The sequence below is a fragment of the Streptomyces sp. NPDC047869 genome (assembly GCF_040704065.1).
GTDB lineage: Bacteria > Actinomycetota > Actinomycetes > Streptomycetales > Streptomycetaceae > Streptomyces.
Genome location: NZ_JBEYRK010000023.1, coordinates 70,067 through 89,615, shown reverse-complemented (window position 1 = coordinate 89,615; position 19,549 = coordinate 70,067). Strand labels below are relative to the sequence as shown.

At 69.5% G+C, this 19,549-nt stretch carries 20 protein-coding genes and 1 pseudogene; 16 read left to right on the top strand and 5 right to left on the bottom strand.

What is annotated here, in order from left to right; all coding sequences use genetic code 11:
- The first annotated feature begins 131 nt into the window (after positions 1-131).
- Together AB0924_RS26610 and AB0924_RS26605 are read left to right on the top strand one after the other, a co-directional pair.
- Positions 132-857, top strand: coding sequence for a DUF6333 family protein (locus AB0924_RS26610; protein WP_366912717.1), 726 nt, complete (start codon positions 132-134; stop codon positions 855-857).
- Between the two features lie 167 nt (positions 858-1,024).
- The gene (locus AB0924_RS26605) at positions 1,025-3,487 is read left to right on the top strand and encodes a hypothetical protein (RefSeq protein ID WP_366912716.1); all 2,463 of its coding nucleotides are present in this window, start codon (positions 1,025-1,027) and stop codon (positions 3,485-3,487) included.
- Between the two features lie 489 nt (positions 3,488-3,976).
- Here the strand turns inward: AB0924_RS26605 and AB0924_RS26600 are convergent, their stop codons facing one another.
- A complete protein-coding gene (locus tag AB0924_RS26600) occupies positions 3,977-4,315 on the bottom strand; it encodes a helix-turn-helix domain-containing protein (protein WP_366912715.1) in 339 nt (112 codons plus the stop codon).
- Positions 4,316-4,572: 257 nt separating this feature from the next.
- Between AB0924_RS26600 and AB0924_RS26595 the strand changes: the two are divergent.
- Both AB0924_RS26595 and AB0924_RS26590 read left to right on the top strand, forming a co-directional pair.
- Positions 4,573-5,174, top strand: a pseudogene (locus AB0924_RS26595) (recombinase RecQ); the annotation flags it as partial.
- A 168-nt stretch (positions 5,175-5,342) separates the two neighbouring features.
- A complete protein-coding gene (locus AB0924_RS26590) occupies positions 5,343-6,107 on the top strand; it encodes an SDR family NAD(P)-dependent oxidoreductase (protein WP_358938322.1) in 765 nt (254 codons plus the stop codon).
- A gap of 52 nt (positions 6,108-6,159) precedes the next feature.
- Here AB0924_RS26590 and AB0924_RS26585 read toward each other — a convergent pair whose 3' ends face one another.
- The 4 genes from AB0924_RS26585 to AB0924_RS26570 form a co-directional block, all read right to left on the bottom strand.
- Positions 6,160-7,395, bottom strand: coding sequence for an amidohydrolase family protein (locus AB0924_RS26585; RefSeq protein WP_358938324.1), 1,236 nt, complete (start codon positions 7,393-7,395; stop codon positions 6,160-6,162).
- A 6-nt stretch (positions 7,396-7,401) separates the two neighbouring features.
- A complete protein-coding gene (locus AB0924_RS26580; protein ID WP_358938326.1) occupies positions 7,402-8,553 on the bottom strand; it encodes an MAB_1171c family putative transporter in 1,152 nt (383 codons plus the stop codon).
- Between the two features lie 2 nt (positions 8,554-8,555).
- Entirely contained in the window at positions 8,556-8,945 is a 390-nt protein-coding gene (locus tag AB0924_RS26575) for a hypothetical protein (RefSeq protein ID WP_358938328.1), read from the bottom strand.
- Between the two features lie 232 nt (positions 8,946-9,177).
- Positions 9,178-9,627, bottom strand: a complete 450-nt coding sequence (locus tag AB0924_RS26570) for a helix-turn-helix domain-containing protein (RefSeq protein WP_358938330.1) — start codon at positions 9,625-9,627, stop codon at positions 9,178-9,180.
- A gap of 564 nt (positions 9,628-10,191) precedes the next feature.
- On the opposite strand from AB0924_RS26570, the gene AB0924_RS26565 reads away from it, so the two are divergent.
- From AB0924_RS26565 to AB0924_RS26510, 12 genes are all read left to right on the top strand, one after another.
- Positions 10,192-10,728 carry a GntR family transcriptional regulator gene (locus tag AB0924_RS26565; protein ID WP_358938333.1) on the top strand — a complete coding sequence of 179 codons (537 nt, stop codon included), beginning with the start codon at positions 10,192-10,194 and terminating at the stop codon, positions 10,726-10,728.
- A 533-nt stretch (positions 10,729-11,261) separates the two neighbouring features.
- The gene (locus tag AB0924_RS26560) at positions 11,262-11,411 is read left to right on the top strand and encodes a hypothetical protein (RefSeq protein WP_358938335.1); all 150 of its coding nucleotides are present in this window, start codon (positions 11,262-11,264) and stop codon (positions 11,409-11,411) included.
- A gap of 215 nt (positions 11,412-11,626) precedes the next feature.
- Positions 11,627-12,469 (top strand): phosphotransferase, encoded by an 843-nt coding sequence (locus AB0924_RS26555; protein WP_358938337.1) that lies wholly within the window; start codon positions 11,627-11,629, stop codon positions 12,467-12,469.
- A gap of 22 nt (positions 12,470-12,491) precedes the next feature.
- Positions 12,492-13,388: a T3SS effector HopA1 family protein gene (locus tag AB0924_RS26550; RefSeq protein ID WP_358938339.1), complete on the top strand. Its 897-nt coding sequence runs from the start codon at positions 12,492-12,494 to the stop codon at positions 13,386-13,388.
- Entirely contained in the window at positions 13,385-14,074 is a 690-nt protein-coding gene (locus AB0924_RS26545) for a flavoprotein (protein ID WP_358938341.1), read from the top strand. The genes AB0924_RS26550 and AB0924_RS26545 overlap by 4 nt, the downstream gene beginning before the upstream one ends.
- Positions 14,010-14,591, top strand: a complete 582-nt coding sequence (locus tag AB0924_RS26540) for a GNAT family protein (protein WP_358938344.1) — start codon at positions 14,010-14,012, stop codon at positions 14,589-14,591. Before AB0924_RS26545 ends, AB0924_RS26540 begins: the two co-directional genes overlap by 65 nt.
- A complete protein-coding gene (locus AB0924_RS26535) occupies positions 14,588-15,043 on the top strand; it encodes an ester cyclase (RefSeq protein WP_358938346.1) in 456 nt (151 codons plus the stop codon). The genes AB0924_RS26540 and AB0924_RS26535 overlap by 4 nt, the downstream gene beginning before the upstream one ends.
- On the top strand, positions 15,040-15,984 hold the full coding sequence (locus AB0924_RS26530) for a ketoacyl-ACP synthase III (RefSeq protein ID WP_366912713.1): 945 nt from the start codon (positions 15,040-15,042) through the stop codon (positions 15,982-15,984). The genes AB0924_RS26535 and AB0924_RS26530 overlap by 4 nt, the downstream gene beginning before the upstream one ends.
- Positions 15,981-17,057 (top strand): medium chain dehydrogenase/reductase family protein, encoded by a 1,077-nt coding sequence (locus AB0924_RS26525; protein WP_366912712.1) that lies wholly within the window; start codon positions 15,981-15,983, stop codon positions 17,055-17,057. Before AB0924_RS26530 ends, AB0924_RS26525 begins: the two co-directional genes overlap by 4 nt.
- Before the next feature lie 7 nt (positions 17,058-17,064).
- Positions 17,065-17,895, top strand: a complete 831-nt coding sequence (locus tag AB0924_RS26520) for a class I SAM-dependent methyltransferase (protein ID WP_358938352.1) — start codon at positions 17,065-17,067, stop codon at positions 17,893-17,895.
- Between the two features lie 41 nt (positions 17,896-17,936).
- Positions 17,937-18,425 carry a DUF6624 domain-containing protein gene (locus AB0924_RS26515; RefSeq protein WP_366912711.1) on the top strand — a complete coding sequence of 163 codons (489 nt, stop codon included), beginning with the start codon at positions 17,937-17,939 and terminating at the stop codon, positions 18,423-18,425.
- Entirely contained in the window at positions 18,422-19,549 is a 1,128-nt protein-coding gene (locus tag AB0924_RS26510; protein WP_358938356.1) for a glycosyltransferase, read from the top strand. The genes AB0924_RS26515 and AB0924_RS26510 overlap by 4 nt, the downstream gene beginning before the upstream one ends.

Below are 19,549 nucleotides of genomic sequence, written 5' to 3'. Positions count from 1 at the left end.
GGCACCGAGGCAATGTCATGCCGCGATCGCCTGATTCCGGCCTCGCCTCGCTGCGGCATCCGAACGCGATGACCACAGTAGGTCCCGGGCATCTCCGCGTGGGCGGAGCAGATGCCACTACGGTAACGCCCATGACTGGCAACGGATTCTGGACTGTCCCCGCAGACCGCATGACGACCGGTAGTGGGACCCGCTACGAACTCACCGTCGTGCGGCCTCCGGTCAGCGTCGATGTCGGGGGCCTGCCGCCCAACGACGCTGCGGCGGCTCTGGAGTTCGCTCGCTCTCTTGACATGATCGATGAGGTGCTGGAGGAGCTCGGGTCGCGCCAGGGCAGCGACAGGCTCACCGTGCGCACACGTGCCGACCTGGACATCGTGCAGGTGGGGGTATGGGGAAACGTCATGTCGGTATCGGACCCCGGCTTTGCGGATGACGGCAATGACACCCCGATGCTGTATCAGGCCGAGCTGCTGCGTGAACGCTTCCCCGATGCACTCGTCGTGGGTCGAGTGGAGGTGCACTGCGGGGCCGAGCACACCGAAGACCTCGTGATGCTGCCGGGCGGCCCCATGTTCCACGCGTGCGGATGGCCGGGCGATGAGCCGTTCGTCGTATCGGGTGATCCGGCCGCCGTCATGGCGGCCTGCGGTGTCACCGCCGAGCGGCTGGAAGACCTGGACGTCATCTTCGACCTGGACGACGACCCGAACCTGAACGACTGGGGCGCGCTGGCGACGGCGTGCCTGGGCGAGGCGGATCCGTGGGGGCGGTCGGGTCTCTTCTCGTCGTCGCTGCGGGTGAGGCGCACCGACGTGGCGACCAGCCGCATGGAGTCCTTGTTCTTCAACCGCTGACATACCGTCAACTCCCTCTGTACCGTCGGGGTGACGCACCGACACGGCCTTAACTGCTTCTTAGGTGACGGCAGTTGAGGCTAGGGTGGCAGCGCGACGCGTACATGCCACGGGGGCCCCATGACGTCGCCCACACCCCTGGCCCCACCAGAGGGAAGACCACACTTTTGAATACAGCACTGCGCATACCCGAGCGGTGGCGCCTGGCGGGCCGCGTCCTGGCCGCGTTCGGGATCGCCTCGGCGGTCACCGTGACCGGCCTGCCCGGCGTCGACACCACTGGCACCGCAGTCGCCGCCGGTCCCGCCGTCACCACAAAGATCCGTCCCGGCGCGAAGCGCTGCGACGAACGCAACCTGGGCAAGACCTACGGCACCACGCCGCGCGACTCCGGGTTCCCCAACGACCCACTGGGTGGGAACTTCAACGCCTCGTCCAGCCTGCCGAAGAACTTCAACTACAAGCTCCCCGGACGAGCGTACGACGGGCTCAGGCCCCCGACGGCGGCGGACAAGGCCAAGGCCATGTCCAAGTTTCCCAACAACACGGAGAAGAACTACAAGGCGTGGCAGAAGGTCGCCGACGCGTCCGGTGACCCCGCTGACCGGGCCATGGAGATCTATGCCCGGTTCTTCAACAACAACGAGGGCCTGACCTTCGACCACTGGTTCGAGAACCGGTACATCCGCAATCAGACCAACAACTCCAAGGGCTCTGCGTTCGAGCGCCAGTTGGTCAAGGACTTCCGTCTCATCGGTCCGGACTGGCTGTGTGAGGTCACCGTCGACCTCATCGACGCGCAGGGCAATGTGGTCGACTCGCGCCGCTATGACGCCTACAACAAGAAGTCCAAGGAATTCAACGAGTTCAAGTCCAACAGCGAGCTGACGAACAAGCAGCTCGGCAAGGACCGCAAGATCGCACGCCTGATGCCGGACCACAAGTTCCGCTTCACCGGCGCCAAGCCTTTCACCGACGGCCAGAAAAAGAAGATCAACGACTTCAACCGGTACGTCTCCCGGCTGCGTCCCGGCGCCGTCAACCCGGTCCGCGGCAATCAGCGCCTGTACAACTCGATCCCGCAGACCACCCCGATCCGCGGCTACTCCCGCTACGACCGGTGGTTCGCCCCCGGATGCCAGGGCGCCGGCACCACCACCCTCGCCTCCCTCGGCTCCGCGTCCACCTGCGGAACCCGCGGCCCGCTGAACGAGCGCATCAACAACTCCGGCCGCACCCTGAACGAGGCCAAACAGATCCAGGCCGGAGCACGCCGCTTCGACCCGCGCGGCACCCTCCCGCGCGGCGGCCCGGGCGGCGTCGACTTCACCACCATGGAGCTCCGGTACGTCGGTGGCCTCGGCAAGGGCAAGGGCATGCAGTACTCCATGCGCGCCGACCAGATGCCCGACCCGGACAACAACCCCGGCTACGGCGGTCAGACCCGCATGAACCTGTCCTCCGACGCCCTGTTCACGTGGCTGGCGCTCACCCCGGACAAGTTCTGGGTGAACCTGAACCCCGACCAGCCGGACAAGGTCATGGACGCCACGTTCGGCAAGACCGACGCCGGCCGCGTCCTCCTCGAAGCCGACCTCATGATGAAGTACGACTTCGCCGAGGCCCTCAACCCGGACAAGCACGTGGAGGGCAAGCGCTACTGGGACACCGCACCCCGGCGTAACGGCATCCCCTGCTTCCCGGGTACCCGCTTCTGGATCGAGCCCGAGCCCGCCAAGGTACGCGAGCAGGACGGCGGCATCTACATCCTCGACTCGCCGATGAAGGTCTCCGACCAGTGGCTCGATGTCGACTACCACGTGCCCGGCTCGACCGAGTGCACCGACCTGACCAAGGCCGAGAAGACCGCGATCGAGGACAGCGTCCGCCTCAACGTGATCCCGCTCATCCAGGACCGCGTGAACAAGGACCCCAAGTACGCCGACCTGCGCGCCGTCTACAACGCCCGCGTCGCCGCCGAGTACATCCGCCAGCAGGACGCGAAGTCCCCCAACGACTTCCACAAGATCATCAACTCGAACGACGTGTCTGCGTGGCCGTTGCGAGCCCCGAACCAGAACTGGACCCGCGAGCAGGTCTGGAACCGGTACATGGACTCGATCAAGAAGGGCATCGAGTGGTTCGAGCTGAAGTACGGCGGCAAGGTCTACCAGCAGGGCGTCGGTGGCGTCGACTTCTCAAAGCAGCCCAAGCAGAACATCACCCGCACCCGCTTCAACGTCGAGAACCGCGACCTGGACAACACCACCCGCAACTCCACCAAGTCGGATGACACGTCGTACCGGGACACCGACACCCTCTACCTCGGCGGCGGCCCGGCCAAGGCCACCAGCAGTGACCCGGGCGGCGACCCCACCCCGACGCCGACCCACAGCGGCGGCGGCAAGCCCACCGGCAAGCCGACCGACCCCGTCACCCCGCAGCCGACCCGGAGCGGCGGCGGACAGGCACCGGCCACCTCCGCGCCGAACACGCCCGATCCGGACGGCGACCTCGCCCACACCGGCAACACCGCCCCCATCGGCCTGATCACCGGCATTTCCGCCGCCCTCGTCGCAGCCGGAGGCACCCTGTGGTGGTGGATGCGCCGCCGCCGCACCACCGGCTGAAATCCACCACCAGCGTCCCAGCGCGCCGACCACGCGAAGGGGCTCCCTCCGGCGGCACGGGACGCTGCCCATGAATCCGCCCCGCTGGATCTCATCCAGCGGGGCGGATCGCCGTGTTGGGGGAGGTGCGGGTGCGGGCGTTCGCTGCCGAGCGCGAGGCGGAGCAGGGCTCAACGCTCTCGGACAGTCCTCGTGCCACAATGCCGTCCGCCTTCCTATGAGCCCCTGTGACAGGGGCTTCCGTGAGACATGAGAGGGTCTGACGGGTGAGCGAGACACCACCGAACACCCTGCAATAGCTGGGCACCACATGGCACATGTCGTAGAAACCGTCCGCAGGCGTCAAGCTGATCCAGGGTGAGCGCGTAAGTCCAGGTCAGAGCCTTGTGACGTGAGTGCGTCCGTGGAGTTGGTGATCCACCTGTGATCGCTCGTGACATGTGAGGACCCCCGTCGGCTTGCTGCGGCGGGGCGTCGTCGTGTAGTTGGTCATGATGGAGCGGGGCTTGCACTGGAGGCTCCGTTGTCCTCGGGCTCACCGCTTTCGAGTACGCGGAGGAGCGAGGCGGTGACGACGCGGGCTGCGCGGCCGATCTGCAGTACGCGGCAAGGGAACTTCCCGCGACGCACAAGGTCGTAGCCCTTGGATCTCGACATGCCGAACGCCTGGGCGGCGTCCTCGACGCTTTCAGTACCACTCCACGTGGCACGGATGTGCTCGGAGCTGATTCGTGTTGCAATTCGCTGTTCTGGCTGGGTATTCCTGTCAGCATTGCCTTTCGGGTTTGGCTGCTTCTGGGGCAGAGGGGAAACGCGGTGGACTGCCAATAATCCGAGGAATCACCGGTTTCGGTAACCGGCCATTGACGCCTCCCAGGCTCCGCTCGGCGCTGTTCCCGATCACGTACCCTGTGTAGGGGGCGGTCTGTGGTGATCGGTCGCACCAGGGGGGCGCGGAGGGGGCCCGAGAAGGGCCCCGGCACCAGCAGGTACTGGCCCACCGCTCGCTCAGCCGCGATGTAGAAGGTTGGCTGCATCCCTGACGATCAGTGACACCACGCCGGCCACGAACGCGCCGAGCGCCCGAGGTCGAGCCGCGCCGGATGTGACCGACGGGCATGGCCGCACTCGGTGTCGACCTCAAGGGACGCATCCCGGCCGGGGAACAGTGCTCCACCGGCCGTGCCCTCGGGCGGCTCTCGGACATCGGCTGGGGCAACCGGCTGCGCCCGCTGTTGGCCGAGGGCGCGCCCGACGGTCCGGTCCCGGACGACGTCCTGCGGGCGGCGGTGGCGGTCCTCGCCGACTGGAGGCGCTCACCGGGCGGCTGGGCGTCGCACGCTCCGGACGCACCGGGCCGGCCGGTGCGGGTCGTCGCCGTGCCGTCCCGGACCCGGCCGCAACTCGTGGGCTCGCTGGCCGAGGGGCTCGCGGGCATCGGCCGCCTTCCCACCCTCGGCACCCTGACGTACACCGGGCCGGGCGGCGCGCAGTCGGCGCGCCGCAGCAACTCCGCGCAGCGCCTCAGTGCACTGTCCGGCGCCTTCACCGTTTCCGAGGACCTGGCGGCTGCCCTGCGGAGCACCCCGGCCCCGTCCTGCTCGTGGACGACCTCACGGACTCGGGCTGGACCCTCGCGGTCGCCGCTCGCCTGCTCCGCCGGGCAGGCGGCGAACAGTTACTCCCGTCCTCGCCGCGGCAGGCTGAGCCGCCCGCATTTCCGACCCGCCGGCCCGCTCCACCGTTCAGTCGGGAGGGAGCCGTGTCACGAGCGGAGGTACCCTGCTCCGGCCGGCCTGGCGGTCCGTCAGGACGGGGCGTCGTCCGGATCGGACCTTCGTGGAAGAGGAGCAGCATGAACGTCGCAGAGAGCGTGGCCCTGGTGACCGGTGGTGCCTCGGGGCTCGGACTGGCCACGGTGAAGAAGTTCTTACGGGCCGGTGCCGGAGTCGTCATCGCGGACCTGCCCTCCTCCCGGGGCGAGGAAATCGCGGCCGAGCTCGGGGGACGAGTCGTTTTCCAGGCCACCGATGTGACGAGCGAGGCACAGGTCACCGCCGCGCTGGACGCCGGGCGGGAGCTCGGAACCCTGCGTGCCGCGGTGAACTGCGCCGGGGTGGGCAGTGCGGTGAGGACGGTGAGCAAGCGCGGGCCCTTCCCGCTCGCCGACTTCAACCAGGTCATCCAGATCAACCTGGTGGGCACGTTCAATGTGCTTCGGCTGGCGGCGGAGCGTATCAGCGAGGCCGAGGAGGTCGACGGGGAGCGGGGCGTCGTCATCAACACGGCGTCCATCGCCGCGTTCGACGGGCAGTCCGGGCAGACCGCCTACGCCGCTTCCAAGGGCGGCATCGTGGGCATGACCCTGCCGGCCGCGCGCGACCTCGCGCCCCTGATGATTCGTGTCGTCACCATCGCGCCAGGGCTCTTCCAGACCCCGTTGCTCGCCGGCGTTCCCGAGAAGACCCTCGCCGCGCTCGGCGACCAGGTGGCCCACCCCGCGCGGTTCGGGCGTCCGGAGGAGTACGCGGATCTGGCCCTGCACATCGCGGAGAACGCGATGCTCAACGCAGAAACGATTCGTCTGGACGGTGCCGTCCGGATGGGATCGACCCGATAGCAGGCGGGCCACGGCACGGACAGGGCCGGGGGGCGCCCGGTCCGGTCCCCTCTCAACAGCGCGGTGCCACCCGGGGCGAGACAGGGGCGTCCGACGCCGCTCCCGGGGGTACGTGCAGGCGACCGGCCGCCATGACGAGTCGGACGGCACGCAGAGCCTGGAGATCGTCGAACGGATCGCCGCCCACGACGAGGAGATCGGCGCGGTACCCGGGCGCGATCAGCCCGGTGTCGTGGCCGATGCCCACGGCGTGGGCGGCTCCGCACGTGGCCAGGTCGACGACCTCGGTGGCGGAGAAGCCGATGTGCTCGAAGAACTCGAGACTCGAAACGAAGTCGTCGAAGACGGCACCGGACACGCCCGCGTCCGTGCCGGCGATGAGGCGTACCCCCTGTTGGCTCATCCGGCGAAGGCCGATGAACATCTCCTCGGCCCGCTCGGCGCCGAAACGTTCGGCGAAGCCGCGCCAGTCGGGGCTGGCCGCCGGGCACACCCGAATCCCCTTGGCCGCGATCTCGGCGACCAGGTCCTCCCGTACGTCGAAGCCGTCCTTGGTGATCCAGGTGCAGTGCTCCAGCGTGTCCACACCGGCGGCCACCGCCGCGGCGATGCCCGCGGTGCCGTGGGCGTGAGCGGCGACGGGCAGCCCGGCCCGCTTCGCCTCCTCGACCACGACGAGCAGTTCCTCGGTGGTGAACTGGGCCTCCCAAATGGGAGGACCGCCTTTGGTGATGCCTCCGCCGGTGGCCATCACCTTGATGACGTCCACGCCGCTCTCGGCGTTGCGGCGGGCCAAGTCCCGGATGGCGTTCTTCCCGTCGACCTCGCCGCCGAGGAACCAGCAGTGTCCACCCGGCCTGGTGAGGGGAGTGCCCGCGGCCAGGATGCGCGGCGCGGGGGTGGTGCCGGCCGCGAAGGCATCGCGCAGTCGCAGCGTGAGCCCGTTGCGGTCGCCCAGGTCGCGCACCGTGGTGACGCCGGTGTTCAGCGCCCGCATCGCCCTGTCGGCCATGCCGGGCAGCAGATCGGCGTCATCCGCCTCGCCGAGCGTGGACACCGGGTCCGTTCCGGCGTCGAATGCCAGATGGACGTGGCAGTCGATCAGGCCGGGAAGCAGGGTGGCGTCCGGGTGTGCGATGCGGGGGACGTCCTCGGATGCCCTGCGCTCGACCTCCGCGCGGGGCCCGACCTCGGTGATGACGCCCTGCCGGACCAGGACCGCTCCGTCGACGACATGCCGGCCGAGGGGGCCGGTCACCACCCGGCCCGCCGTGATGAGTGCATCCATCAGAGGTCAACTCCTGTTGTGCGCGAGCGTCCGTGGGGCGGCTTTCAGGGCGTCGGAGAGTGCCGTGAGCTGACGCAGGTCGTCCTCGAAGTCGTCACTGCCGGGCAGGACCACCGGGACCGCCTGGGAGGGCGCGGGGTCACCGGCGGCGTACGCGCTCAGGGCTGTGCGCAGGTGCCGTGCGGCCACGTCGAGTCCGACCTCGTCCAAGGGCTCCTGCGGCGCCGCCAGTTGCGCGATGTACGGGCTCACCCGCACCAGGCCGTCCCGGCACTCGATGACGCGCCGGTAGCAGCGGCGGTGCACCCCGGTGAGCCGCAGGGCGTCGCGCCAGGTGCCGGTCGGCGCCTTGCCGAGGGAATCCTCGGGAAACGTCTGGTGCAGTGCGGCCCACAGCGGATTCAGGCGGTGGTAGGCGCGGTAGCGGTGGTACCACAGGCGCGCGCTCGCCCACCTGACCGCCATCGGCGGGTAGATCAGCCCCAGGACGAAGAGGGGGATCGCCAGGTCGAGTACGAGCTTGGCGCCCATGAGCACGGGTGAAGGAACCTCACTGCCGAGCCGGCGGACCACGTTGAGCGCGGCGCGCACGGAACCGGCCATCACCATGCCGGCCAGTGCGACGGCCACGATCCGCAGCCCCGTGGCCAACGGGCCGGTGGCCGAGCGCAGGTGACGCACCGTCCACCACAGGCTCATGGTGAGCGCGTAGACGAGGTAGAGCCCGGCCGCCAGGTAGAAGACGAAGACTCCGGTCAGCTGCATGTTCGCCGTGGCATACACATGGCCGCGTTCGCCCCGCGGCGTCGCCACCATTGCCAGAGTGATGACGACGACGGTGACTCCCAGCGGGATCAGTTGCCTCCGGGCGCGTCTGCTCCCGGTGCCGCGGTCCGCCGCAGACTGGAGGAAGAACCAGCTCAGGCAGTAGAGAGCGATGAGCAGGAAGACGTTCTGGAGCAGCTTGGCGGTTCCGGTGCCGATGAGCGCGTCGAGCCATCGCGTGCCGCCCTTCGTACCCAGGGGGAAGGACAGGGACGCGCAGACGATGCACAGGGTCAATGCATGGAGCAGCTTGTCGGAGGGGGCTTTGACGAGCTGGCTGATCTTCCAGACCAGGGTCAGGCACAGGACGGCCCCGAGTACGAAGGACAGCACCGTCACATCCACCCTTGCCGGTCCACCAGGGCCGACTGCACGAGCTCCGTCATGGGATCCGGCGACTTCCGCGGGCTGACGAGATCGAGCACGGACGCCCACTCCAGGATGATGGTGGCGACGAGCTCGGCCTCGCGCTCACGTTCCTCGTCGTACGACGTGCGCCGCAGCGCGCTCATGATGACCTTCAGGGAGATGTCGGGCAGCATGCTCTGCCAGAACTCCTGGTCCGTCTCATCACTCTGGTGGCCGGCCAGGATGTGGCCCACTTCGTGCAGGATGATGTGATCTTGGTGGGCTTTACTCGTCTCGCTCTGGAAGAAGATGTAGTCGGCCTTCTTCGTGGCGATCCAGAGGCCGAACGGGCCGGGGACCGGCAGCGAGTAGGGCATCAGATGAATGGGCCGGCCACGGTGTTCCCCCAGCAGTCGACAGAGGACATGCACCTGCAAGGGTGGCTGGATGCCCAGGGCGCGGAGAGTGCGCTTGCAGTGCCGTCGTAATTCTCGCTCTTTCAAGGAACCTCTCCGCCGACACACGCGCGTCCTGTCTGGTGTTCACCGTGAAGTCAACATCCGGCGGCGCGCGGGATGCCAGCAGGAATCTGGCCATTCACTCCTGACTTCACCCCTGACCGTCGAGACGCTCGGCCTGCTCCAGCCGGTAGACGATGTCGAGGAGGTCCATGACCTGTTTGCGGTGCTCCGGGGAGAGCTGCCCCGCCCGCATCGCCATGAGCTTGACGTCATCGCCGTCGGAGGCCTGCTGCAGCCGAGCCTGCTCCGCGGCGAGGAGCTCCAGCTGGGCCGTGATGCGAGCGGTCGTCTGATCCTCGAAGAAGTAGGCGGCGGGCACGCCGAAGAAGTCGGCCAGCGCCTCGAGGTGCTTGAGGCTGGGGTTGGTCTTCTTGCCCTTGCGCAACTGCCAGATGTAACTTTGGGAGATGGAGACGCCGGTCTTCCGGATGGACGCAGCGACCCGCTCGTTGCTGTACTCGTGGCTCGCGTCGGGGCGGACGGTCGCGAAGAGTTGGTTGAGCTTGTCGGCGAGGCTACGGCCCGGAACTTGTGACATGGCACCCACTCCGCCGCAACTGCGGCTTCCACTCTGGTGAATTCGTGTGTCTGGGAGTGTCCTCAAGAAGGTTGGGGCCCGTCAACTACACGGCTACGGCTGCGTCAGCCAAGCCCTGCGCCATGGCGTGCGCCGAGCGCCGGCCGGCCCGGTCGTCGTGACACGAGGGTCCCTGTGCGGTTGCCGCCGTGCGGCACGCCGCAATCGCGCCCTGGAACCCGAGGTCGGGTCTCCCCGAGTGCAAGCGAGCGGAGGCCGGACGGCAGCGGTGAGTCCTGTGTCGCCGTTCAATATGGTCCTCAACTGATCCTCAAATAGGCCCAGTTGGTACGGGTCATGGTGGAGTAGGGTGCCGCAACGTCCGGATCTTCGACTGTGGTGAAGGCCGTTGACATCGATATCTGGTACGTGAGTTGATGCTGGGGCATCACACGAATCATGCCTCCGGTCGCGACTGACTCATCGCGACGGTGCGAGGCAGGGCCTGTGCCCCGGGGGAAGATGCCTGGTGGCTCGTCTCCTGGTGCCGGGCCCCGGGGGAACGGCCTGAGAGGGAAGGCGCGGATGAAATCGACACTGGGGCAGACCGAGGCCAAGGCGGGACACCTTCGACGTACCGATAAGAAAGTGCCACCTGCGTTACGCACGGACGGGGCGCCGAGTTCCTGCCGCGACTCCCCGTCCTTCACGGACCAGGCCAACCCGTTCGCACCGAACGCGGAATTGCCGGTATACGTTCGAATAAAGAACAGACTGCGGTGGGAAATCCTGACCGGTGCGTACGCGGAAGGGAGTCATCTTCCATCGGCGGGTGAGCTGGGGAACACCTACGGGGCGAACAAGAACACGATACTTCGGGCCCTGCGCATGCTGCGCAGTGAGGGAATGATTGATTTCGGCCGGGGGCGAGGAGCGGTCGTCACCCGCTCGGCACGCCCCGTGGATCTGGCCGATATCTCCGAACAGCTCCAAGCGGTGGTCAACCTTGCGGACGCCTCGGGCATACCCCGCTCAATGATCATCTCTGCCGTGCAGCGCATACCGCGGGCGACGTCCGCGCGCGCCGTGGTGGGCCACGGGGCTCGCGCCGCCTTCACCTGACCTCGGGGGCGGCTCGACCGTAACTCCGTGGTACGCGGCGCCGTATGTCTCCGGTGCGGACGCGGTCGGCGACCCGTACCAGTCCTACTTGATGCCCGTCGGGTGTCGGCGACCAGTTGGTTGCCGGTACCCGGCGGGCATCGCTGCGTTCTCCCGGGGCAGTTGTCGGCGGGGCCCGCGGATCGCCGGCCCGGGGAATGACGACTGGAGCTAGTACAGAGGGTGAGAAAAGTGCTAGTGGAGCCAGACCGTTTCCCGCCGGCGGGCGTCGTGAAAGGCCGGGGAACCGGCTGCCCGAGGGTGGGTTCTCGCAGGTCGGGAGATCCGGAACGGGCATTCGGACACAGGTCCGGACCGGGTCACGGAACGTGCTGGGAACAGGATCGCACTTGATCCCCGAGAGGTGTACGGCCAAAGATGGTCGAGGCAAGCACGGATCATTCGAAATGACGCCGGGTTTGTTTCTGCAAGAGTTCTCATCGCACTCCGCGCGTTCTGTCCCGAACGCGCGAAATCTAAAGAGGAGTTCTCCTATGAGCGCCACCGAGATCGTGGTCGAGGATGTTCTGGCCGAGCTGCTGGACGGCGACGACGTCGCGGCCCTGACCGAGCTGGAGGCGGACCCGTCGCTCATGCCGACCGCCGTCGGCTCGGTCATCTACACCGTCATGATCCACTGCTGATTCCGAGTCAGTGGTAGGTGGTCGGCAGGCGACAGGAACCAACGCTGCCGCTTGCCGACAACACCGTTCAACCAGTACGAGGCGGCGGTCCCTGCCCATTGCCTGGAGGGGGGGCCGCCCCTTGCACAGCGAACAACTGCCCGGAATGAACCCCCGGAACGCAGCTGTCCAGCACTACGCCCGCATGCTACCGGTATCTCTGGAGGCCACGCGTCATGACGGTCACCGAATCCTCGGTTCCCCTATCCGAGGAAGAGGTCGTGCGCTGGGCCGCCGGCGTCAAGGTATCTCCAGGGGCCTCGCTCTCCCCTCAGGTCGCAGCCGCCGGAAGCGGGCGTCCCGTCCTGACCGAGGTCCCTGGTCCTCGTTTCGACGCACGCGTCCGGGACGGCAGTGTGACGGACCATCATCTACGCTACGTCGGTCGGGCGTTGGCGGTGCTGCACGCGGCGGACCCGCCGGGCGACAGCCCCGTTGTCCTGGAGTCCCTGCCCTGGGAGCCCCTTCCCCTGCGGGTCTGGGCCGGACTGACGGGCGCGCAGCGCCAGTTGACCGGAACGCTCCACCGCGAAGAGGTGCTGCGGAACCGGGGTCGTACCGTCCAAGCTGACCTGACGGCGGGGGACGTCTGGTGTCACGGCGACGCCAGGACGAACAACATCGTCGTGGCGGGCGACACCCCGATGTTCATCGACTGGGAGTGCTCGGGGCTCGGCCGCCCCGAGGCGGACCTGGGCTCCCTGTGCGGCTCGCTGATGTTCGATGAGCTCAATCCGATGGATGCCCCCGCGGGAGCCGAGGCCCAGGCGGAACTCCGGGCGTCGCTGGGCCGGGCGACGGGGCACATACGGGTCGTCCTGGCGGCCTACCGGTCCCACAGTGACCGGCGGCTCGACCCGGCGCTACTCGGAGGCGCCGTAGGCGGCAGCCTGCTGTCCCGCGCGTTGATGCGTGCCTCGCAGACCCGCTTGGACCGGGTCGTCACGGTTCTCGCCGGCATCGGCCGCGGACTGCTGCTCGACCCCGCACGCTGGAGGGCCATCGATGCACACGCCTGAACCGACGCGGACGCCTGAACCGATGGGCACGCCTGAACCGACGCACCCGCACGACGCCGACAGGCTCGCCCGCATCCGCCGTACCGTCGGCCGGTTGCTGGACGAGGACGCACACCGGGAAATGTCCGAAACCCTGCGCGAAAGCCTCGCCGACCGGATCTATCGGACGGTCCACGCGGTACCGGGCCGACACGGCGACGCGTTCGCCTCGGACCGGGTGGCCTACGCCGCCATGGTCGCCGAGGCGGAGCGGCGGCTCAGCGACCTGACCCATGACCGCACCGGCTTCACCCTCGTCTCGCGCGACGCCGGGGGGACCGTCGTGACCTGCCCCGACGGCGTCGACGTGGCGCTCGACGAGCGTCACGTACGCATCTCCGCCGCGGGTGACGTGACGGTCACCGCCAGTGGGCTCTCCACCCAGGTGGGTGCCCGCTGGGTGTACTGGACACCGCCCCAGTCCGGCGACGGCATGGACGCGCGGGTCTATCTGCACGCCCGGCCCGACGACGCGCTCGACGCGTGGTCCGGCGCCGTCCGCACCCTGCACGGTGCCGGCATCGAGTTCGCGGCCAAGGTCGGCGGATCGGCCGCGATGCTCGACCGGACGGACTGCGTCGTCCTGTACTGCGCGGCGGACGACCTGGCGCGGGTCGCCTCGGCGGCCGCGGCGAACTGCGCGGACCCGGTCGAGTCCGTACCCGGATTCAGTGTCGCGCTGTACCCCGGTGTCGGTGTCGCGCTCACCCCCGAGGCGGACACGGGCGCAGTGGCCATGAGCATCGGCTACTACTGGGCCCGGACCCTGGTCGAGGCGTGGGACGCCAACGGCACCCCGGGCCTGGAGGCGGGGCTCACGCGGCTGGCCCGGTCCTGGGAGCGGACGCGGCGGCAGCTGCGGGTTCCGGAGGCGGTATGACTGCCGGGCCTGCCCTTCCCCCGCCCGGGCGCCGGTCCAGACCGCCGGGAATCGAACGCATTCTGCTGATCGGCACCGGAGCGATCGGTGTGTCGCAACATCCGTCTTTCATCGGTCTGTTGAAGTTCGGCTACGGCTTCGACGTCGCCGTGTGCCTGACCGCGGCCGGACGCGACTTCGTCTCCCCGCGGGCCCTGGCCACCCTGACGGGACGGCCGGTAGTGCCGCCCGTCTGGCCCGCCGAGAGTGGCCCCGAGCACGTGGAGTGGGCCGAGTGGGCCCAGGGAGTCATCGTCTGGCCCGCCACATTGGACTTCTTGTCCCGGTGCGCGTTCGGCCTGGCCGACAGCCTGCCTGCCGCCATCGTCCTCTCCACCACGGCCCCGGTGGTCTTCGCGCCGTCCGTCGCGGCCGGCGCGGCTCAGGGCGGGCCGCTCCGCCGCGCCCTGCGGATCCTCCGGCAGGACGGGCACGGGGTCGTCGGGCCGGTCATCGGGCACGCGGTGTCCACCGGGGAGCTGTCGCCGGGGGCATGCGCGCCCCCGGAAGCCGTCGTTGCAGAGCTGATGGCACGCCTCCGCCCAGCAACGTCCGTAACTGCCACAGAGGAGAGTGTGATCGATGTCCGGCACCCCATCCCGTCTGCTGCCGAGCGAGCTGAAGGCACGCCCCACGACGCCGGCTGACCAGCCCCTGGTCGACGAGATCTTTTCCGACGAGCGGCTGGCCGCGATGGGCGAGACCGCCTTCCCGCAAGGCTACGAGCAGGCCCGGGAGCAGCTGCTGACCCTGATGGAGCAGGGGGTGATGAAGGGCTGGTTCATCGAGCTGCCGGGGTTCGGCGTACTGTCCGCGCAGTTCTACGCGCCGACCGGCTTCGACGGCACCTGGAGCGGCGACACGGTCACCGCCCCGGGCATCGAGCCGCTCGGCCGCCGAGGCATCGGCACCGCCTGCATGGCGGTCGCCCTGGACGCGCTCTTCGCCGACGAGTCGGTACAGCGCCTCTCCGGACAGGTCGCGGTCATCAACCCCGCCGCCCTGGCCGTGTGCGACCGGATGGGCTTCACCAGGGAGGGCCTGGCCCGCTCCCACATGGTGACGCCCGCGGGCGAGCGGGTCGACGCGGTGATGATGGGTCTGCTCCGCGCGGAATGGGCCGGCGCGGCCGCCGTGGAACAGCAGCTCCTGGCGGAGTCATGAGCGCCGCCGTCTCCACCGGCGCGGCGGGCGGCATCGTCACCGGCATGCTGCACGAGATCTGGACGCTGGGCCACTTCGAGGCGGTATCCCGCTTCATCCACCCGCAATACACGATGCTGGACGAGCGGGCCGAGGTCAGGCTACGCGGCCGGGAGGCGTTCACCGAGACGGTCGCCGCGTTCCGTGGCCTGTTCGACGAGCCCCGGATGAACGTCAGCCACCTGATCTCCGGCCAGGACATGGTGGCGTACCGGTGGGAGTTGACCGGCCGCATCTCCGACGCCAAGCTCCTGACCCCCGCGCTCCAGGCGATCGAGCGGCACGTCCCGGACATACGGCTGATCAGCCATCGGGGACTGAGCATCGCCCACCTCAAGGACGGAATGATCCTCGAGGAGTGGTCCGAGGCCGACAACACCGCCATGAGCCAGCAGTTGGGGTGGTGGAAATGACCGCGACGGGCGTCGTGTCGCTGGGTCTGTACCTGCCCGGCACCCCCGTGGGCAACGAGAGCATCGCGGCGGCCAGCGGGGCGGATCCGGCATGGATGGAGGACCGGATCGGCATCCGGGCGCGGCACCACGCGCCCCGGCCGCAGACGGCGACGGACCTCGCCGTCGGAGCCGCCGAGAACGCGCTGGCGGACGAAGCGGTCACCCCCGACCTCATCGTCGTGGCCACGGTGACCGCCGAGCGCCCCGTACCCTCCACCGCCTGCTTCGTCCAGGACCGCCTCGGACTGGCGGGCGTACCGGCCTTCGACGTGAACGCGGCCTGCTCGGGTTTCGTCTACGCCCTCTCCTGTGCCTACGGGATGACGCTCACGGGCCACGTCCGTACCCCGCTGGTGATCGGCGCGGACACCTTCACCCATGTCGTCGACCCCACCGACCGGCGTACCGCACCCCTGTTCGGCGACGGCGCCGGGGCGGTCCAACTCGGACCCGTCCCGGACGGATACGGAATCCTCGCGGTCGAACTGTGGGCGGAGGGCTCCCAGGCCATGTACGCGACCGTCCCCCGCGAGGGCTGGTTCGCCATGGACGGGCGGAGCGTCTCCGGCGTCGTCATAGACATGGGCCCCAAGATCCTGCAGGGCGCGCTGGACCGGGCCGGGGTACGGCTCGACCAACTGGACCGCGTCATCGTGCACCAGGCCAACCCGCGCCTGGTGCGGCGGCTCGCGGACCACGTCGGGCTGGACGAGAGCAAGGCACCGGCCTACGGGTCGGTCACCGGCAACACGGCGTCCGCGTCGATCCCCGTCGCGCTCGCCATGGCCGACCGTGAACGGCCCTTCCGCCGGGGGGATCTCGTGGCGCTGGTGGCTGTAGGCGCCGGCATGACAGCGGGCGCCGCAGTGCTGCGCTGGTACTCAGAGGAGCGAAAGTGAACGTCCTAGTCGCAGGTGGCGGGACCAGTACGCCGCCCGCGGGCTGCGAGCAGGTGGCCGACATCGAGGTGCGCGGCGAGCGCGTGCGGTTCGGCCTGGCGAAGCGGCCCGACACGGCCTTCGACCGGGCCGCCGACCACAATCGCGCGTACGTGCTCATCCGCGTGCGCGCGTTCTCGCTCGGCGAGGGCCTTCCCGGGTCGCCGGAGGCCGGCCCCGCCGCGTCACGGTGGGTGGAGTTCGGGTCCGACTTCGTCGCCGACGTCCTCGCCGTGGGGTCCGCCGTCACCACCCTGGCGCCGGGGGACCGGGTCGTACCCGTGCTGCAGTGGCCACCCGTACGGCCCGACCCCGTGTCGGCCCTGGAGAATCCCGGCCGGGCGTCACGACAGGTGCAGCGCGTCCACCACGCCCGGCTGCTGCGCCTGCCGTCCGGCCTCGGTGACGCCGAGGCGGCGTGCCTGCCGACCGCGGGCGCCACCGCGTACGCCATGGTGCGGCGTGCCGCCGTCGCGCCGGGCGACTCGGTGCTGGTCACGGCGGCCGGTTCGGCGACGTCCCTGGCCGCTGTCCAGGCGGCCCGGCTCGCCGGCGCCCAGGTGTACGCCCTGTCGCGGAGCGGCGCGGCGGCCACCGTGCTGGAGAAGCTGGGCGTCACCCGGTCCTTCTCCTCCGCCGAGCCGGAAGACCTGGCGGAGTGCGTGGAGCTGGCACGGCGCCTGCGGGGCTTCGACGTGATCATCGACCCGCTGTGGCGCAGCCACTTCCGGACCGCCGTGAAGTTCCTGGGGTTCTCCGGCCGGTATGTCGCGGGACACGACCCCTCGGGAGAGGACGCGGCCGCGGACTGGGCCGCGGCCACGGGAAGCCTCGTGGCGAAGAACGCGTGGTTCGCCGGGCAGCGCCTGGGCACCCGCGACGATCTCCAGGCGGCCGTCGACGACTTGACGGCCGGCCGGCAGGAGATGCCCGTCGACGCACAGTTCCGGGGAGCCGACGTCGGCCCCTTCGTTCTCAGCAGCCTCGATCCGCACCGGACCGGCGGGGTCATCTATGCCTTCACGGAGGAGTGAGAAAGACATGGCGGACATTTCCAAGGACCTCTTCGGCCCGTTCGCGGGGATCGGCGCACTCGATCTGCCGAACACGAAGCTCGTCGACCCCTTCGACGGAATTCTGGGCATGTTCTACACGAAGATCGTCAACCAGGCTGAACAGGACAACGCGTGGTTCGCCGAACAGGCGGTGCCCGCCGGTCCGGGCAGGGTGCTCGACCTGTGCTGCGGCGGTGGCCGGTCGGCGGTCGAACTCGCCCGCGCGGGACACGAGGTCACCGCCGTGGACATCTCGCCCATACAGCTGGCCGCGGCCCAGAAGCGGGCCGCGGAGTTCGGCGTCACCGACCGGATGACCTTCGTACACGCGGATGTGACCACCCTCGACCTCGACCGCGTCTTCGACGCCGTGGTGATCGGCGGGCTGAGCGTGACGCTGTTCGACGGCGAAGCGCGCACGGCTCTGCTGCGCGCGGTGACCCGTCATCTCGCCCCGGGCGGGCGGCTGTTGTTCGACCACGCCCCGGCCCAGCCGGACGAGCAGGAGTCCGAGAAGGTGTTCACGGTGCCGATCCGGCTGCGTGAGCGCTCCGGCTTCGTGCTGGTCGGGATGTTGCGCCGGCCCGCCGACCGGACCCAGTTCACCAACATGAGCGCCGAGTTGACCGACGGCGAAGGACGTACCACGCGCCATCTGACCGGATTCAGGTTCTGGATCGACAGCACCGAGAGCGTCACGGCGGAACTGGGCCGGCACGGTCTGACCGTGGCCGCGGCCCACCGGGACCCGGAAGCCCGCGACACCACGTCGCCCGCCACCATGCGGGAATTCATCGTCGCCGAGACACTCCGGTGACAGCCGACCCCGCCCTCGCCGCACGGTTGCGGGAATGCGCCGTGCGCGACCAGGAGCTGGCCAAGGTCCCGGGCAAGACGGCACAGGACGTCGACCGCTGGATGCGGGTCGCGGCCGACAACGAGCGCTTCCTGTGGGACGTCCTGCAAGCCCATGGCTGGCCGGGCCACACCCTCGTCGGCGAGCAGGGATCCGCCGACGCGATGGTCATCGTCCAGCACGCCACGCGCGACCGGAAGCTCCAGCGCTTCGCCCTCGGCTGTCTCGTCGAAGCCGTCGACGCCGGTGACGCGGACCCCGCGCACGTCGCTTACCTGACCGACCGCATCCACCTGCACGCCAAAGTGCCCCTGCGCTACGGCACCCAGTACACCCGTAACGAGCGGGGGCAGTACCGGCGGCTGCCGGTGGAGGACCCGGAAACGCTCGACGGCCGCCGCCAGCGCGCGGGACTGGAGCCGCTGGACGTCTTCGAGCGGCGGCTCCTCGAGGTCGCCGGCGGGGAAGACGTCTTGGAGGAGCGCCCGTGAAGCCCTTGCGGATCATGGCCACCCCGAGCCCGGCCGTCGGCCACTTTTTCCCCATGGTGCCGATGCTGTGGGCCCTGCGCAGTGCCGGGCACGACGTACGGGTCGTGGTGCCGGCGTTCTTCGTGAACACGGTGCTGCAGGCCGGGCTGGCCGCCGTCGCCACCGCTCCGGTGTCGGAGGAACAGGCCCTCGACGCGCGCGACGACATCGACGACGACCACACGACAGGCACGTACCGGCGACTCGCGCGCATCGCGAACGCCATGGCGGGGGACGTCGAAAGGATCGTCGACGGGTGGCGGCCGCACCTGGTGATCTCCGACCCGATGGACTTCACCGGGCGGCGCGCCGCAGCCGAACACGGGCTGGCCCACGTAGAGCACTGGATCGGCCGCTTCCTGCGGACGGAACCCCGGACGAGCGCCGCACGGCATGTCTTCGGCGCGTGGCACGAGGCGTGGCCGGGGATGGGATCGGTGCCGGACGTGGTGATCGACCCGTGTCCGCCGGGGTTCCAGAGCGCCGGGGCGCCGTCCGGGATACGTACGCGCTACGTCCCGTACAACGGGCCCTCGGTGGTGCCGGCCTGGCTGACGGACAGGGACCGGCCCCGGCGGGTGCTGATCACGCTGGGCACCATCGTGTCGCAGGGGCCCGAGGCCCACCAGTTGCTGGAGCGGACGCTCGACGCGACGGCACGGCCGGACGTCGAGGTGGTGGTGGCGGCCCGCCCGGGGACCGTGCCGCGGGAGCTCGCCCAGCGGGCGAAAGCGGTGCGGTGGCTGCCCATCGGACTGGCCGCGCAGCACTGCGACCTGATCGTCCACCACGGCGGATCGGGCACCACGATGGCCGCGCTGGCGAACGGAGTCCCGCAGGTGGTCTGCCCCTCGGTCCTGGACCAGACGGACAACGCACGGCGGCTAGAAGAGCTGGGGGCGGGGCGACTGGTCCCCGTGCCCGCGGCCCTGGCGGGTGACGGAGAGCTTGTCCGGGCCGTCGAGGACGTTCTCGGCGACCCCCAGTACGCGAAGTCGGCGGGTGTCCTGCGGGACGAGAACGACGCGGCGCCGGCCCCCGCCCGCGCCGCCGAACAGCTGCTGCGCACCATGGGTGAAAGGTGA